Genomic DNA, 16,299 nt, shown 5'->3' on the forward strand with positions numbered 1-16,299 from the left:
GCTTACTCCTTGGTGTCCAGCTCGTCGGTATCCTTGTGCAGGCGGTCTTCGGCCACTGCACGCTCGATCAGTGCCGACAGGTGTACACCACGGCTGACACTTTCATCGAAGTGGAAATGCAATTGCGGCACGCTGCGCAGCTGCATCGAGCGGCCCAAGTGCAGGCGCAGGAAGCTGGCGGCGCTGTTCAGTGCCTTGAGCGACTGCTGCACGGCGTCAGGGGTTTCTTCGCCCATGACGGTGATGAAGACCTTGGCATGGCCGAGGTCGCGGCTGACGTCCACGGCGGTGATGGTCACCAGACCGACGCGTGGGTCCTTGACTTCACGGCGGATCAGCTCTGCCAGCTCGCGCTGCATCTGATCACCGATACGTTGGGTACGGCTGTATTCTTTGGCCATTCTTGCTACCTGTAACTTAAAGCGGCAAACGCCCGGTCAAGCTGAAGCCTGACCGGGCGCTACCTTCTGAGGCGCCGCCCACCGCCCTGCGGCGGGGGTTGGCGCCATGCCCGCCCTTAAAGGGTACGAGCAACCTGGACTTTCTCGAAGACTTCGATCTTGTCGCCGACCTTGACGTCGTTGTAGCTCTTGACGCCAATACCGCACTCCATGCCCGAACGCACTTCGGAGGCGTCGTCCTTGAAGCGACGCAGCGATTCCAGCTCGCCTTCGAAGATCACCACGTCGTCGCGCAGTACGCGGATCGGACGGTTGCGGTACACGGTACCCTCGATGACCATACAGCCAGCGATGGCGCCGAACTTCGGCGAACGGAACACGTCACGCACTTCGGCGACACCCAGGATGTTCTCGCGAACATCGCTGCCGAGCATGCCGGTCAGGGCTTTCTTGACGTCTTCGATGATGTCGTAGATCACGTTGTAGTAACGCATATCCAGACCTTCCTGCTCGACGATCTTGCGCGCGCCGGCATCGGCACGCACGTTGAAGCCGAACAGTACTGCATTCGAAGCCAGCGCCAGGTTGGCGTCGCTTTCGGTGATACCACCGACGCCGCCACCGATCACGCGAACCTGAACTTCGTCGTTGCCCAGGCCGCCGAGCGAACCCTGCAGTGCTTCCAGGGAACCGCGCACGTCGGTCTTGAGGACGATGTTGAGGGTCTTCTTCTCTTCCTGACCCATGGTCTCGAAGATGTTTTCCAGCTTGCCGGCGTGAGCACGGGCCAGCTTGACCTCGCGGTACTTGCCTTGACGGAACAGGGCAACTTCGCGGGCTTTCTTCTCGTCGGCAACCACGGACAGCTCGTCACCGGCTTCAGGCGTACCGTCCAGGCCGAGGATCTCGACCGGGATCGACGGGCCGGCTTCCTTCACAGGCTTGCCGTTCTCATCGAGCATGGCACGCACGCGGCCATAGTTGGAGCCGCACAGGACCATGTCGCCCTGACGCAGGGTACCGTCCTGAACCAGGATGGTAGCCACTGGGCCGCGGCCCTTGTCCAGGCGCGATTCGACGACGACACCACGACCTGGAGCGGTCGGAGTAGCGGTCAGTTCGAGGATCTCGGCCTGCAGCAGAACGGCTTCGAGCAGCTCGTCGACACCGGTACCCATCTTCGCCGAAACCTTGACGAACGGAGTGTCGCCACCCCAGTCCTCGGAGGTCACGCCTTCGACGGCCAGTTCGTTACGAATGCGATCGAGGTCGGCACCCGGCTTGTCGATCTTGTTCACCGCGACCACCAGCGGAACGCCAGCTGCCTTGGCATGCTGAACGGCTTCGCGGGTCTGCGGCATCACGCCGTCGTCCGCCGCCACCACCAGGATGACGATGTCGGTCGCCTTGGCACCACGTGCACGCATCTGAGTGAAAGCTGCGTGGCCCGGGGTGTCGAGGAAGGTGACCATGCCGCGGTCGGTTTCCACGTGGTAGGCACCGATGTGCTGGGTGATACCACCGGCTTCGCCAGCGGCAACCTTGGCACGACGGATGTAGTCGAGCAGCGAGGTCTTACCATGGTCAACGTGACCCATGACGGTAACCACCGGCGCACGCGACTCGGTCTGGCCTTCGAATTTCAGCGATTCGGCCAGGGAGTCTTCCAGGGCGGTATCGCTGACCAGGGTGACCTTGTGGCCCAGCTCTTCTGCGATCAGCTGAGCGGTTTCCTGGTCGAGCACCTGGTTGATGGTAACCGGGGTGCCCATCTTGAACATGAACTTGACCACTTCAGCGCCCTTGACGGACATCTGGTTGGCCAGTTCGGAGACCGTGATGGTCTCGCCGATGGTCACGTCACGGATGACGGGGCCGGTCGGGTTCTGGAAGCCATGCTGATTGCGTTTCTTCAGCTTGCCCTTGCCACCACGACCACGACGAGCGCCATCGCTCTCTTCATCGGTAGTGCGCGGAGCGGCACGTGGAGTCGGAGCCTTTTCCTTCTCCTTGACCTTGACCTTGATCGACACACGCGGCGCCTCGCCACGACGACGGTCGTCATCGCGAGTGCGGTTTTCGTTGCGACGGGTCTCGTCCTTCTTGCGCTCGGCAGCACGGGCAGCGGCGTCTTCCGACGCTGGTGCCTCGGCGACTACCGGTGCCGGAGCAGCGGCAGGAGCCGGCTCAGCCTTGGCAGCCGGCGCAGGAGCAGCCGCAGGGGCATCGGTCGCCTGACGGCGAGCCTGCTCTTCGTTGCGCTGGCGAACATCAGCTTCGACCTTCTCACGCGCGGCGTTTTCGGCCGCACGGCGCTCTTCCTGCTCACGCTTCTGCTCAGCCTGGATTTCTTCAGGGCTGCGCTGCACGAATACTTTCTTCTTGCGTACTTCTACGCTGATGCTTTTGCTACCGGCGACACGCAGGGTGCTGGTGGTCTTGCGCTGCAAGGTAATCTTGCGCGGCTCTTCCGCCTTGCTCTTGTGGCTGCTCTTCAAATGAGTCAGCAGAGTCTGCTTCTCATTGTCGGTCACTACCTGACCGGCGTCGGTGTGCGGCAGACCTGCCTCACGCATCTGCTGCAGCAGGCGCTCTACCGGTGCCTCGACCTCTTGGGCCAGTTCTTTCACCGTGACTTGCGTCATGCACTTCTCTCCTCAGGCCGCGCCTAATTACTCGAACCAGTGGGCTCGGGCGGCCATGATCAACTTGCCGGCACGCTCTTCGTCGATGCCGTCGATGTCGAGCAGGTCGTCAATCGACTGCTCGGCCAGGTCTTCGCGGTTAACCACGCCGCGCACCGCCAGTTCCGCCGCCAGGTCCTTGTCCATGCCCTCAAGGGAGAGCAGGTCTTCGGCCGGATGGGCGTCTGCCAGTTTTTCTTCGGTAGCGATGGCCTTGGTCAACAAACGGTCCTTGGCTCGAGCGCGGAGCTCATTGACGATTTCCTCGTCAAAGCCATCGATGTTGAGCATTTCTTCCAACGGTACGTAGGCAATTTCTTCGAGGCTGGTAAAGCCTTCGTCGACCAGCACTTGGGCCAGCTCCTCGTCGACTTCCAGTTCTTCGATGAAATTGCGCAGGATGTCACCGGTTTCGGCCTGCTGCTTGGCCTGGATATCCTTCTCGGTCATCACGTTCAGGGTCCAGCCGGTCAACTGACTGGCCAGGCGAACGTTCTGACCGCCACGGCCAATGGCCTGGGCCAGGTTATCCTCGGCAACGGCGATGTCCATGGCATGGGCATCTTCATCAACGATGATCGCCGCGACTTCGGCCGGCGACATGGCGTTGATGACAAATTGCGCCGGGTTCTCGTCCCACAGGACGATATCCACACGCTCACCACCCAGCTCGCCGGATACGGCTTGGACGCGCGAACCGCGCATGCCGATACAGGCACCTTGCGGATCGATGCGCTTGTCCTTGGAGCGGACGGCGATCTTGGCACGCGATCCCGGATCACGGGATGCGGCCATGACTTCGATGAGGCCTTCAGCAATTTCCGGCACTTCGATGCGGAACAGTTCGATCAGCATCTGCGGCGCGGTGCGCGACAGGATCAGCTGCGGACCGCGGTTCTCGGTGCGGATTTCCTTGAGCAGCGCACGCAAGCGCACGCCAACCCGGAAGGTCTCACGTGGAATGATGTCTTCGCGGGCCAGCAGCGCCTCGGCGTTGTTGCCCAGGTCGACGATGACGTTGTCGCGGGTGACCTTCTTGACGGTGCCCGAGATGATCTCGTTCACACGCTCGCGGTAGGCGTCGACCACCTGGGCGCGCTCGGCCTCACGGACCTTCTGCACGATCACCTGTTTGGCGGTCTGGGCGGCGATACGACCGAATTCGATGGACTCGATCTTCTCTTCGATCACGTCACCAACCTTGGCTTCAGGGTGGGTCTCGTGAATCTTCGCCAACCAGGTCTCGATGGCCGGATCGTCCAGATCGGCTTCGTCGACCACAGTCCAGCGACGGAAGGTTTCGTAGCTACCGGTGTGGCGGTTGATTTCCACACGCAGGTCGACTTCGTCCTCAAAACGTTTTTTGGTTGCAGTGGCCAGAGCCACTTCCAGCGCTTCGAAAATGACGCCGGGCGGTACACCCTTTTCGTTGGATACCGATTCAACAACCAGCAGTACTTCTTTGCTCATCGTACGCCTCGCCTTGCGCAAGCCATTGGGCCCGGAAAGTCCGCCGGGCCCGGCACGTCTCAGTCAAAACTGGGAATAATATTGGCCTTGTCGATCGAGTCGATCGGCAACAGGAATTCGTGATTGTCCACCTGGACCACAACGTCCTGTTCCTCCACACCGCGGAGAAGGCCCTGGAAATTACGACGACCTTCGAAGGGCGTACGCAGCTTGATCTTCACTTGTTCGCCGGCATGCGAGGCAAACTGTTCCAGAGTGAACAGCGGGCGATCCATGCCTGGTGAGGACACCTCAAGGGTATATTCACTGCTGATCGGATCTTCGACATCGAGGATGGCACTGGCCTGACGACTGACCGCTTCGCAGTCGTCCACCAGGATGCCGCCTTCCTTGTCAATATAGATGCGCAATACCGAATGCTTACCCTGGGATACGAACTCGATCCCCCAGCACTGATAGCCCAGACCCTCGACCACCGGGGCCAACAAGGCCTGCAACTGTTCTAGCTTGCTCGACACCTGAACCCCCTCGTGCATGCTGTGCAAATAAAAAATGGGCGAAGCGCCCATCCCTGAAAGCGCCGTAGGACAACGGCGCCGAAAACTGTTCGGCTAGCAAAAAGCCCCTGAAAAGGGGCTCCGCTAAAGCTGGTTGCGGGGGCTGGATTTGAACCAACGACCTTCGGGTTATGAGCCCGACGAGCTACCAAGCTGCTCCACCCCGCGACAAAGCTGGGGCGAAAGTATAAGACCGAACCCATTGCTGGGTCAATCTAACCTCCACCTACAAGAAAGCCCGCTAAAGCGGGCTCTCAAGCTTTAATTGGTACCGAGAAGGGGACTCGAACCCCTACACCCTATGGGCACAACCACCTCAAGGTTGCGTGTCTACCAATTCCACCACCTCGGCAATACTACTTCTTGAAACCCGTTACTTCTGCTCTTCGGTCGAAGGAGGTACATCACCAGCGTGGGTGGTTTCGCTCTTCTGCTCCTGGAGCACCGGTACATCATCATTTACTGCCGGCTTTGGCTGCTTCACTTCCAAGACCGCCGGATCTGGGAGACCCGCTTGGCTCAGCTGGTGAGCTTGTTGCTTCGCGAAGTATCCTAACCCAAGTGCTGTCAAAAAGAAAGTGGCAGCAAGTATAGCAGTGAATTTACTTAGGAAGGTGGCAGAACCCTGGCTTCCGAACACAGTATTAGAAGCACCTGCGCCGAAAGATGCACCTGCTTCCGCACCCTTACCCTGTTGCAGCAGAACCAGCACTACAAGCGACAGCGCTGCCAACAGATGAAAAACAACGATGACTGTTTCCAGCATTTGTTCAGTTTCCTGCGGCGCGACAAATTGCACCGAATTCGTCTGCGTTCAGGGACGCTCCACCAATGAGCCCCCCATCGATATCCGGCATGCCGAACAGTTCGGCCGCATTGGCCGCCTTCACGCTGCCGCCGTATAGAAGCTGCACATTCGCGGCAACTTCGGCGTCCTCGGCCGCCAACTGCGCCCGGATGGCTGCATGCACATCCTGGGCTTGCTGAGGCGAGGCTGTCAAACCTGTACCAATGGCCCAAACAGGCTCATAGGCAATTACAGCATTGGCAAAAGCCTTAACACCGAATGCATCGATGATACTGCTTAGTTGGCGCCCGACAACTTCGAGCGTCTTGCCTGCTTCGCGCTCCTCGAGGGTTTCCCCTACGCAGAGCACCGGCATTAAACCACTAAGTTGAGCCGCTGCAAACTTGCGATTGAGCACTTCGTCACTTTCGCCAACGATCTGGCGGCGTTCGGAATGGCCAATCAGCACCAACTTGCAACCTGCTTCAACCAACTGACTGGGTGCAACTTCACCGGTCAGCGCGCCCTGCTCGGGCTGTATTGCAGAATTCTGTGCTCCGACGATGATTCCCTTGCCTTGCAGGCCATCAACTACTTGATTGATGAACAAGACAGGCGGAAACACCGCGACTTCTACACCGTTCGGCACGGGCATATTGCCCAAGCCCTGGATCAGCTCAGCGACGCTGGCGCGGGTACCGTGCATCTTCCAGTTACCAGCTACCATAGGGCGACGCATGCTTTACCTCGTCGGTCAAAGTGGGCGCAGATCTTACCCAACCCGATCTGCGCTGGCAAGCCTCTTTCAGATACAAACTTCTGCGACCAGTTTGGCCAGGGCCTCGGCGTGCGTGCGCACCTGACTTTCGTCGTCGCCTTCGACCATCACCCGCACCAGCGGCTCGGTACCGGACTTGCGCAGAAGCACCCGCCCACGACCCGCCATGTCTTCGGTGACCTTGGCACTGGCCTCCTTCACCGCAGGGTGCTCCAGGGGGTCGACCTTGCTCGCGCCGAAACGCACATTGATCAGCACCTGCGGGCACTTGCGCAGGGCCTGACGGGCCTGAGCAAGGGTCTCGCCACGGCGCTTGAGGGCCATCAGCACCTGCAGCGCGGCGATGATCGCGTCGCCGGTGGTTGTGTGGTTGCAGCACACCACATGGCCGGAGTTCTCCCCACCCAACAGCCAGTCACGCTCGAGCAACTCGGCCATCACGTAGCGGTCGCCAACCTTGGCGCGCACGAACGGGATACCCAGATCCTTGAGTGCCAGCTCCAGGCCCAGGTTGCTCATCAGCGTACCTACCACGCCACCCTGCAGCTTGTTGCGGTCATGCAGGTCGCGGGCGATGATGAACAGCAGCTCGTCGCCATCGACGATGGCCCCGGTGTGGTCGACCATCAGTACCCGGTCGCCATCGCCGTCGAAGGCGATGCCCAGGTCGGCATGCCCCACAAGCACCGCAGCCTGCAACGACTCGATGTGGGTCGAGCCGCAGCCTTCGTTGATGTTGAGGCCATCGGGCTGCGCGTGCAGTACCGTGACGTCGGCGCCCAGCTCACGGAATACGCTTGGCGCAACCTTGTAGGTGGCGCCATGGGCACAGTCGACCACCAGCTTGAGCCCCTCGAAACTGGTGCTGCTCGGCACACTGCTCTTGCAGAATTCGATGTAGCGGCCAGCGGCGTCGTTGATGCGGGAAACCTTGCCCAGCTTGCTGGACTCGACCACGGTCATCGGCTGGTCGAGCAACTCTTCGATCATCAGCTCGACCTCGTCCGGCAGCTTGGTGCCCTGGCCCGAGAAGAACTTGATCCCGTTGTCATCGTGCGGGTTGTGCGAAGCACTGATGACGATGCCTGCTTCGGCATGGAAAGTGCGAGTGAGGTAGGCGATTGCCGGGGTCGGCATCGGGCCGAGCAGCAGTACGTCAGCGCCTGCCGCGGACAGGCCGGCCTCGAGTGCCGATTCGAACATGTATCCGGAAATACGGGTGTCCTTGCCCACCAGCACACGGCAATTGCCCTGCTTGCGGAAGGCCATGCCCGCAGCCCAACCCAGCTTCAGCATGAAGTCGGGAGTGATCGGGTATTCGCCGACGCGGCCACGGATGCCGTCGGTACCAAAGTATTTTCTGCTCATAGGTACTCCAATGTTCTTATTCGGCGTTCTGTACTGCAGCGATCATACGTACGACATCGACGGTTTCGGCCACATCATGGACGCGCAGGATACTGGCCCCCTTGGTCATGGCCAATGCCGCCAGCGCCAGGCTGCCATACAACCGCTCTGCGACCGGACGATCCAGCGTCAGGCCGATCATGCTCTTGCGTGAAACGCCCACCAGCAGCGGGCGCCCGAGGCGAAAAAGCGCCTCCATATGTTTGAACAGGCTCAGGTTATGCGCCAGCGTCTTGGCAAAGCCGAAGCCCGGATCGAGAATGATGCGCTCCGCACCAATGCCCGCCGCCGCGCATGCCGCCATGCGCTGTTCAAGATAACGTGTTACATCCGCGGTGACATCCTCGTAATGAGGGTCATCCTGCATGTTGCCCGGCTCGCCTCGCATGTGCATCAAGCACACCGGCAAGCCTGTATCCGCAGCGGCATCCAGGGCACCATCGCGCTCCAGCGCACGCACGTCATTGATAAGCCCGGCACCCAGCCGGGCCGACTCGCGAATGACGGCAGGCGTGGAGGTATCGACCGAGATGACTACATCGAGGCGACTGTTGATTGCCTCGACCATCGGCGCTACCCGTTCGAGCTCCTCGGTCACGGACACCGCGCGCGCACCAGGGCGAGTCGACTCGCCACCGATGTCGATCAGCGTCGCACCGGCTGCGACCATGGCTTCGGCATGGCGCAACGCTTCGTCTCGCTGACTGAAGCGCCCGCCATCGGAGAAGGAGTCGGGGGTGATATTGAGAATACCCATGACATGGGTACGGGACAAATCAAGAACCCGATTGCCGCAAGGCAACCGGGTCGGGTACAGCTTCGAACTCATAGATGCCCTTAGTGTTGAGCCGCTGGGCCGCCAATCGGCGACTCCGGACGATCATTCTGGGCAGCAGGCGTGCCCGAAGTCTTGTCGTCGTCCCAGTCACGCGGTTCGCGTGGAGTGCGACCGGACATGATGTCGTCGATCTGCTCGGCGTCGATGGTCTCGTACTTCATCAGCGCTTCGGCCATGGCATCGAGCTTGTCGCGGTTCTCGGTCAGCAGCTGCTTGGCAGTGGCATAGCACTGGTCGATGATGCTGCGCACTTCGGAGTCGATCAGCTTGGCGGTTTCACCGGAAACGCTGGCGTGCTGGCTGCCGGCACTGCGGCCGAGGAACACCTCGCCCTCTTCCTCCGCGTACATCAGCGGGCCGAGCTTCTCGGAAAGACCCCACTTGGTGACCATGTTACGGGCGATCTGGCTGGCCCGCATGATGTCGTTGGAGGCACCGGTGGTGACGCCGTCGAAGCCCAGGGTCATCTCTTCGGCAATACGGCCGCCGTACAGCGAGCAGATCTGGCTGATCAGGGCACGCTTGGACAGGCTGTAACGGTCTTCCTCGGGCAGGAACATGGTCACACCCAGCGCACGACCGCGCGGGATGATCGAGACCTTGTAGACCGGGTCGTGCTCAGGCACCAGGCGACCGACGATGGCGTGGCCAGCCTCGTGGTAAGCGGTGTTCTGTTTTTCCTTCTCGGACATGACCATGGTCTTGCGCTCGGCGCCCATCATGATCTTGTCTTTGGCCAGCTCGAACTCTTTCATTTCGACCAGGCGCTTGTTGGAGCGAGCGGCGAACAGCGATGCCTCGTTGACCAGGTTGGCCAGATCGGCACCGGAGAAGCCTGGGGTACCACGGGCAATGACCGCCGGATTGACGTTCTCGCCGATCGGCACCTTGCGCATGTGCACCTTGAGGATCTGCTCACGACCACGGATGTCCGGCAGGCCAACCACCACCTGACGGTCGAAACGACCAGGACGCAGCAGCGCCGGGTCGAGGACGTCCGGACGGTTGGTGGCGGCAATGACGATGATGCCATCGTTCATTTCGAAGCCATCCATCTCTACCAGCAGCTGGTTGAGGGTCTGCTCACGCTCGTCGTGACCGCCGCCCATGCCGGCGCCACGGTGGCGACCAACGGCGTCGATTTCGTCGATGAAGATGATGCACGGCGCATGCTTCTTGGCCTGCTCGAACATGTCACGCACACGGCTGGCACCCACACCGACGAACATCTCGACGAAGTCCGAACCGGAAATGGTGAAGAACGGCACCTTGGCTTCACCCGCAATGGCCTTGGCCAGCAAGGTCTTACCGGTACCGGGCGGGCCTACCATCAGCACGCCGCGCGGGATGCGGCCACCCAGGCGCTGGAACTTGCCCGGATCGCGCAGGAACTCGACCAGCTCGCCAACCTCTTCCTTGGCCTCGTCGCAACCCGCAACGTCAGCCAGCGTGGTCTTGACCTGGTCTTCGGACAACAGGCGCGCCTTGCTCTTGCCGAAACTCATCGGGCCGCCCTTGCCACCCGCGCCACCTTGCATCTGGCGCATGAAGAACATGAATACGGCAATGATCACCAGAATCGGGAAGCTCGCCACCAGCAGCTGAGTCCAGATGCTCTGCTGCTCAGGCTGTTTGCCCTCGACGACCACGTGGTTGTCGACCAGGTCGCCAATCAGGCCATTGTCGGTAATGGCCGGGCGAACGGTCTTGAAGTTGTCGCCATCGGCGCGCTTGCCGGTAATGATGTAGCCGTCGACGGTCACACGCTCGACCTTGCCATCCTTGACCTGCTGGATGAAGTCGGAGTAGTTGAGGGTCTGCGGCTCGTTAGGGCTGGAGAAGTTGTTCATCACTGTCACCAGGACAGCTGCGATGATCAACCACAGGATCAGATTCTTTGCCATGTCGTTCAATTCGCTACCCTCTGAGGCCGGCGCACGACGCAGCCGTGCCTCGCATGATATTCATCGCCCTAACTTACTACATTACCTACGCAGCCGCAGGCACCGTCTGTAACCCTTTGTGAAGCTAGACTACACGAAGTTCGGACGATCCAGACGGGAGGGCCGATTGGAAATAACTATCGACCACCCGCAGCACGCTTTTCAAACGCCTTTGAAACCTTTGCCCAACAGGTACTGCTCACGGGAACGGTCCCGCGAAGAGGACGGCTTGCGCATTTGCACCTTGTCGAACTTGGTGCGCACATCCTTCAGGTACATATCGAAGCCTTCGCCCTGGAAAATCTTGATCAGAAAATCACCGCCGGGCTTCAACACGCGGGTTGCCAGATCCAGTGCCAGCTCGCAGAGGAACATGGCGCGCGGCATGTCCACTTCGGGCGTACCACTCATATTGGGGGCCATGTCGGAAATCACAAGGTCTACATGCGAATCACCGACCGCCTCCAGAATCTGCTGGAGCACTGCATCATCGGTGAAGTCACCCTGGATGAAGGTCACGTCAGGGATCGAGTCCATTTCCAGGATGTCGGACGCGATCAACCGGCCCTGGCCACCAATCAGACGACTGGTCACCTGCGACCAGCCACCGGGCGCCGCGCCGAGGTCGATTACACTCATGCCTGGGCGAATAAGGCGGTCTTTCTCCTGGATCTCCAGCAGTTTGTAGCTCGCACGCGAGCGGTAGCCATCCTTCTGCGCCTGCTTCACAAAAGGGTCGTTAAAATGCTCTCGCAGCCAGTTTGCGCTGCTTTTGGAACGTTGTACCACGGGGCACCTCGATGATATGCGTCGTGATTGACTGGGCGGAGCCGGTGGCCCTCGGGTAAAATGCCGGTCAATTTTACAGAATCAGACGGAAAGGGTCAGATTATGCCGCTCAATAACGAGCAGAAGAAGCAATACAAGTCCATTGGTCATGACCTGAAGCCGGTCCTGATCGTTGCTGGCAACGGTTTGAATGAAGGCGTCGTCGCCGAACTGGATCGCGCCCTGGCCGACCATGAGCTGATCAAGGTCGAAATTCGTTCGGAAGATCGCGAAGAACGTGCCGCCACCATTGCCGAACTGTGCAAGGCCGGCCGCGCCGAGCTGGTGCAGACCATCGGCAAGAAAGCGCTGATCTACCGCAAGAACCCACAGCCGAACAAGCAGCTGTCCAACATCCACCGTTACAAGTAACGGCACAGGGGCTGCTGCCCAACCCAGTGTGGGAGCCAGCTCCCACAAGGGCCGCAGCATAGCCTTGTCAGTGGCGCGCCTTGCGCGCCCTGACCGGGACTGGCTGAGCTACCAGCACGATGCCGGAGAAGCCCAGCACCAGGAAACAGAACATCTGCCAGCGCTCGCCGACCGAGATGCCATAGCGCAGGAAGTAGTACCCCACGCAGGCCGCAAAGCCGAGCAACAGCATCTGCCCGCGGAACTGCCGCCACCAGGCTGACAGCCCGTCGACCCTTGCCAGTACCGCCAGCTGCGTCAGCAGACCGAGCAACGCCACGCCAATCAACCAGCGGTCAATCTGCCCGGCGATGTCCTGTACCAGCAAGGGTGCCAGGCCACTGACCTTGAGCGCCGGCACCAACCCTACATGGAAAACCCACAGGCCACCGACCCAGAATACCTGGGCCAGTTGCCAGAGGATCCCCTCAAGGGATGGCGCCCGCAGGCGCCGGTCAGATGTGCTTGACTTCGACAATCTCGTACTCGACCGTGCCACTCGGCGTCTTGACGACGACAGTATCACCTTCTTCCTTGCCGATGATGGCACGAGCAATGGGCGCACCGCTCGAGAGCTTGCCCTGCTTCACGTCGGCTTCATCCTCGCCGACGATCTGGTAGGTCACCTCGTCATCGGTTTCGGTATTGGCCAGCACCACGGTGGTGCCGAAAATGACCTTGCCGGTGTGAGGGATAGTGGTCACATCGATCACTACCGAGTTCTGCAGACGGCCTTCGATATCGCGGATACGCGCCTCGACCATGCCCTGCTCCTCACGGGCGGCATGATACTCGGCGTTTTCCTTGAGGTCGCCCAGCTCACGCGCTTCACCGATCGCCTGGCTCAGGCGCGGGCGCTCGGTCTTGCTCAGGAACAGGTGCTCCTCTTCCAGGGCGCGAGCGCCCTGGACGGTCATCGGGTATTTGGTAATGCTCATGCTTCAAGTCCTGCATGCAGATCCTGCAAGCGACGAACGGTCTTTTCAGGGCCGAATTTCAGCGCTTCGCAGATGGCTTCACCTGCCGCAATGGTCGTGGTGCAGTAGATCTTGTGCTGCAACGCATTGCGACGAATCGAGTAGGAATCGGCGATCGACTGGCGGCCTTCGGTGGTGTTGATGATCAGCGACACTTCGTCGTTCTTGATCATGTCGACCACGTGCGGTCGGCCCTCGGTCACTTTGTTCACACGGCGCACTTTCAGGCCGGCCGCTTCGATGACCTTGGCGGTACCGACAGTGGCGACCACTTCGAAGCCCAGGGCGATCAGGTCGCGGGCAACGCCAGCCACTTGTGGCTTGTCGTCGTCACGCACGCTGATGAACGCGGTACCGCCGGTTGGCAGCACTTCGCTGGCACCCATCTGGGCTTTGGCGAAGGCTTCACCGAAGCTGTCGCCGACGCCCATGACTTCACCGGTGGATTTCATCTCAGGGCCGAGGATCGGGTCAACCCCTGGGAACTTGGCGAACGGGAAGACGGCTTCCTTGACGCTGTAGAAGTTCGGGATGATTTCCTGGGTGAAGCCCAGTTCTTTCAGGGTTTTGCCTGCCATGACGCGCGCCGCGATCATCGCCAGGGAGGTGCCGATGCACTTGGAGACGAACGGCACGGTACGCGAGGCGCGCGGGTTGACTTCGATCACGTAGATCTTGTCGCCCTGCAGGGCCAGCTGCACGTTCATCAGGCCGACAACGCCCAGCTCCAGGGCCATTTTCTTGACCTGTACGCGGACTTCGTCCTGCACTTCCTTGCTCAGCGAGTAAGGTGGCAGCGAGCACGCCGAGTCACCGGAGTGAACGCCGGCCTGTTCGATGTGCTGCATGATCGCGCCGATCACCACGTCGGTGCCGTCGCAGACCGCATCCACGTCCATCTCGATGGCGCAGTTGAGGAAGTGGTCGAGCAGCACCGGGCTGTCGTTGGAAACCTGTACCGCTTCACGCAGGTAGCGCTTGAGCTCGTCCAGCTCGTAGACGATCTCCATGGCACGGCCACCCAGTACGTAGGACGGACGCACGACCAACGGGTAACCGATACCACCCGCGGCGCGGATGGCTTCGTCTTCGCTGCGCACGGTGGCGTTTGGCGGCTGCAGCAGGTTCAGGCGCTGAACCATCTGCTGGAAGCGCTCGCGGTCTTCGGCGCGGTCGATGGCATCCGGGCTGGTACCGATGATCGGTACGCCGGCCTCTTCCAGGGCGCGAGCGAGTTTCAGCGGCGTCTGGCCACCGTAGTGGACGATGACGCCCTTCGGCTTCTCGACGCGGCAGACTTCCAGCACGTCTTCCAGGGTCAGCGGCTCGAAGTACAGGCGGTCGGAGGTGTCGTAGTCGGTGGAGACGGTTTCCGGGTTGCAGTTGACCATGATGGTCTCGTAACCGTCTTCACGCAGCGCCAGGGCCGCGTGCACGCAGCAGTAGTCGAACTCGATGCCTTGGCCGATACGGTTCGGGCCGCCACCCAGGATCATGATCTTGTCGCGGGTCGACGGGTTGGCCTCGCACTCTTCCTCATAGGTCGAGTACAGGTAGGCGGTGTCGGTGGCGAACTCGGCAGCGCAGGTGTCGACGCGCTTGTACACCGGGAACACTTCCAGCTTGTGGCGGTGACGACGCAGGTTCTTGTCGGTGATGCCGAGCAGCTTGGCCAGACGCTGGTCCGAGAAGCCCTTGCGCTTGAGGCGCAGCATGTAGTCTTTGTCGATGGCCGACAGGGCCAGGGTCTTGACCTTCTCTTCTTCCTTGATCAGATCTTCCATCTGAACCAGGAACCACATGTCGATGCCGGTCAGGGCGAAGATTTCTTCGCAGGTCATGCCCGAGCGCATGGCGTCAGCCACGTACCAGATGCGTTCGGCACCCGGCACGGTCAGCTCGCGCTTGAGGATGGCGGCAGCTTCAGGGCTGGCCAGGTCGACTTTCGGATCGAGACCGCAAGCACCGACTTCCAGGCCGCGCAGGGCTTTCTGCAGGGATTCCTGGAAGGTACGGCCGATGGCCATGACTTCACCCACGGATTTCATCTGGGTGGTCAGGCGGGCGTCGGCTTTCGGGAATTTCTCGAAGGCAAAGCGCGGCAGCTTGGTGACGACGTAGTCGATCGATGGCTCGAAGGAAGCCGGGGTGCGGCCGCCAGTGATGTCGTTCTGCAGCTCATCGAGGGTGTAACCAATGGCCAGCTTGGCGGCGATCTTGGCGATCGGGAAGCCGGTGGCCTTGGAAGCCAGAGCGGACGAACGCGATACGCGCGGGTTCATCTCGATCACGACCATGCGGCCAGTGTTCGGGCAGATACCGAACTGCACGTTGGAACCACCGGTTTCGACACCGATTTCACGCAGCACCGCCAGCGAGGCGTTGCGCATGATCTGGTATTCCTTGTCGGTCAGGGTCTGCGCTGGAGCAACGGTGATCGAGTCACCGGTGTGCACGCCCATCGGGTCGAAGTTCTCGATCGAGCAGACGATGATGCAGTTGTCCTTTTTGTCGCGGACCACTTCCATCTCGTACTCTTTCCAGCCGATCAGCGATTCGTCGATCAGCAGCTCTTTGGTCGGCGACAGGTCCAGACCACGAGTGCAGATTTCTTCGAACTCTTCACGGTTGTAAGCAATACCACCACCGGTGCCGCCCATGGTGAACGACGGGCGAATGATGCACGGGAAGCCGAGCTTTTCGAGGACCGCATTGGCCTCTTCCATGCTATGGGCGATACCGGAGCGCGGGCACTCCAGGCCGATGTCCTTCATCGCCTTGTCGAAGCGCGAACGGTCTTCAGCCTTGTCGATGGTGTCGGCGTTGGCGCCGATCATCTCTACGCCGAACTTCTCCAGAACGCCATGGCGCTCCAGGTCCAGGGCGCAGTTCAGTGCGGTCTGGCCACCCATGGTCGGCAGTACCGCGTCTGGGCGTTCTTTTTCGATGATCTTGGCCACCGATTGCCACTTGATCGGCTCGATGTAGGTAGCGTCGGCCATCGACGGGTCGGTCATGATGGTGGCTGGGTTGGAGTTCACCAGGATGACGCGGAAACCTTCCTCGCGCAGGGCTTTACAGGCCTGGGCGCCGGAGTAGTCGAATTCGCAGGCCTGGCCGATCACGATCGGGCCAGCGCCGAGAATCAGGATGCTTTTGATGTCTGTACGTTTTGGCATGGTTGTCACTCAAATCCGCGGGTCAGTCGGCAAGCCGTC

14 protein-coding genes and 2 tRNA genes are annotated in these 16,299 nt (G+C 60.6%); 1 reads left to right on the forward strand and 15 read right to left on the reverse strand.

Annotated features, from left to right (window positions below; all coding sequences use genetic code 11):
* Positions 1-2: 2 nt before the first annotated feature.
* The 12 genes from rbfA to rlmE all read right to left on the reverse strand — a co-directional run bounded on the left by rbfA (position 3) and on the right by rlmE (position 11,654).
* Complete coding sequence (gene rbfA / locus ACIPZG_RS19285; RefSeq protein ID WP_008098923.1) at positions 3-401, reverse strand: 30S ribosome-binding factor RbfA; 399 nt, start codon at positions 399-401, stop codon at positions 3-5.
* A 116-nt stretch (positions 402-517) separates the two neighbouring features.
* On the reverse strand, positions 518-3,046 hold the full coding sequence (gene infB, locus ACIPZG_RS19290) for a translation initiation factor IF-2 (RefSeq protein WP_400642728.1): 2,529 nt from the start codon (positions 3,044-3,046) through the stop codon (positions 518-520).
* Positions 3,047-3,073: 27 nt separating this feature from the next.
* The gene (nusA, locus tag ACIPZG_RS19295; RefSeq protein WP_317659903.1) at positions 3,074-4,555 is read right to left on the reverse strand and encodes a transcription termination factor NusA; all 1,482 of its coding nucleotides are present in this window, start codon (positions 4,553-4,555) and stop codon (positions 3,074-3,076) included.
* 59 nt (positions 4,556-4,614) lie between these two features.
* Positions 4,615-5,073, reverse strand: coding sequence for a ribosome maturation factor RimP (gene rimP / locus ACIPZG_RS19300; RefSeq protein ID WP_043274067.1), 459 nt, complete (start codon positions 5,071-5,073; stop codon positions 4,615-4,617).
* 130 nt (positions 5,074-5,203) lie between these two features.
* Positions 5,204-5,280, reverse strand: a tRNA-Met gene (locus ACIPZG_RS19305).
* 98 nt (positions 5,281-5,378) lie between these two features.
* Positions 5,379-5,464: transfer RNA gene (locus tag ACIPZG_RS19310), tRNA-Leu, on the reverse strand.
* A 21-nt stretch (positions 5,465-5,485) separates the two neighbouring features.
* Complete coding sequence (secG, locus tag ACIPZG_RS19315; protein WP_400716173.1) at positions 5,486-5,878, reverse strand: preprotein translocase subunit SecG; 393 nt, start codon at positions 5,876-5,878, stop codon at positions 5,486-5,488.
* Positions 5,879-5,882: 4 nt separating this feature from the next.
* Positions 5,883-6,638, reverse strand: coding sequence for a triose-phosphate isomerase (gene tpiA / locus ACIPZG_RS19320; protein ID WP_400716175.1), 756 nt, complete (start codon positions 6,636-6,638; stop codon positions 5,883-5,885).
* A gap of 66 nt (positions 6,639-6,704) precedes the next feature.
* Positions 6,705-8,045, reverse strand: coding sequence for a phosphoglucosamine mutase (glmM, locus tag ACIPZG_RS19325; RefSeq protein ID WP_400716177.1), 1,341 nt, complete (start codon positions 8,043-8,045; stop codon positions 6,705-6,707).
* 16 nt (positions 8,046-8,061) lie between these two features.
* Positions 8,062-8,913, reverse strand: coding sequence for a dihydropteroate synthase (folP, locus tag ACIPZG_RS19330; protein WP_400716179.1), 852 nt, complete (start codon positions 8,911-8,913; stop codon positions 8,062-8,064).
* Between the two features lie 8 nt (positions 8,914-8,921).
* Positions 8,922-10,826 carry an ATP-dependent zinc metalloprotease FtsH gene (gene ftsH, locus ACIPZG_RS19335; RefSeq protein ID WP_400716181.1) on the reverse strand — a complete coding sequence of 635 codons (1,905 nt, stop codon included), beginning with the start codon at positions 10,824-10,826 and terminating at the stop codon, positions 8,922-8,924.
* A gap of 201 nt (positions 10,827-11,027) precedes the next feature.
* Positions 11,028-11,654, reverse strand: a complete 627-nt coding sequence (gene rlmE / locus ACIPZG_RS19340) for a 23S rRNA (uridine(2552)-2'-O)-methyltransferase RlmE (protein ID WP_008098904.1) — start codon at positions 11,652-11,654, stop codon at positions 11,028-11,030.
* A gap of 102 nt (positions 11,655-11,756) precedes the next feature.
* Between rlmE and yhbY the strand changes: the two genes are divergently transcribed.
* The gene (gene yhbY, locus ACIPZG_RS19345) at positions 11,757-12,065 is read left to right on the forward strand and encodes a ribosome assembly RNA-binding protein YhbY (RefSeq protein ID WP_008098902.1); all 309 of its coding nucleotides are present in this window, start codon (positions 11,757-11,759) and stop codon (positions 12,063-12,065) included.
* A 67-nt stretch (positions 12,066-12,132) separates the two neighbouring features.
* Here yhbY and ACIPZG_RS19350 read toward each other — a convergent pair whose 3' ends face one another.
* The 3 genes from ACIPZG_RS19350 to carB are packed head-to-tail and all read right to left on the reverse strand — an operon-like array spanning position 12,133 to position 16,260.
* Positions 12,133-12,582, reverse strand: a complete 450-nt coding sequence (locus ACIPZG_RS19350; RefSeq protein ID WP_008098900.1) for a hypothetical protein — start codon at positions 12,580-12,582, stop codon at positions 12,133-12,135.
* A complete protein-coding gene (gene greA, locus ACIPZG_RS19355) occupies positions 12,560-13,042 on the reverse strand; it encodes a transcription elongation factor GreA (RefSeq protein ID WP_008098898.1) in 483 nt (160 codons plus the stop codon). Before greA ends, ACIPZG_RS19350 begins: the two co-directional genes overlap by 23 nt.
* A complete protein-coding gene (gene carB, locus ACIPZG_RS19360) occupies positions 13,039-16,260 on the reverse strand; it encodes a carbamoyl-phosphate synthase large subunit (RefSeq protein WP_400716183.1) in 3,222 nt (1,073 codons plus the stop codon). The genes greA and carB overlap by 4 nt, the downstream gene beginning before the upstream one ends.
* Between the last annotated feature and the right edge of the window lie 39 nt (positions 16,261-16,299).

This window comes from Pseudomonas sp. NPDC089395 (genome assembly GCF_044749525.1).
Lineage (GTDB): Bacteria > Pseudomonadota > Gammaproteobacteria > Pseudomonadales > Pseudomonadaceae > Aquipseudomonas.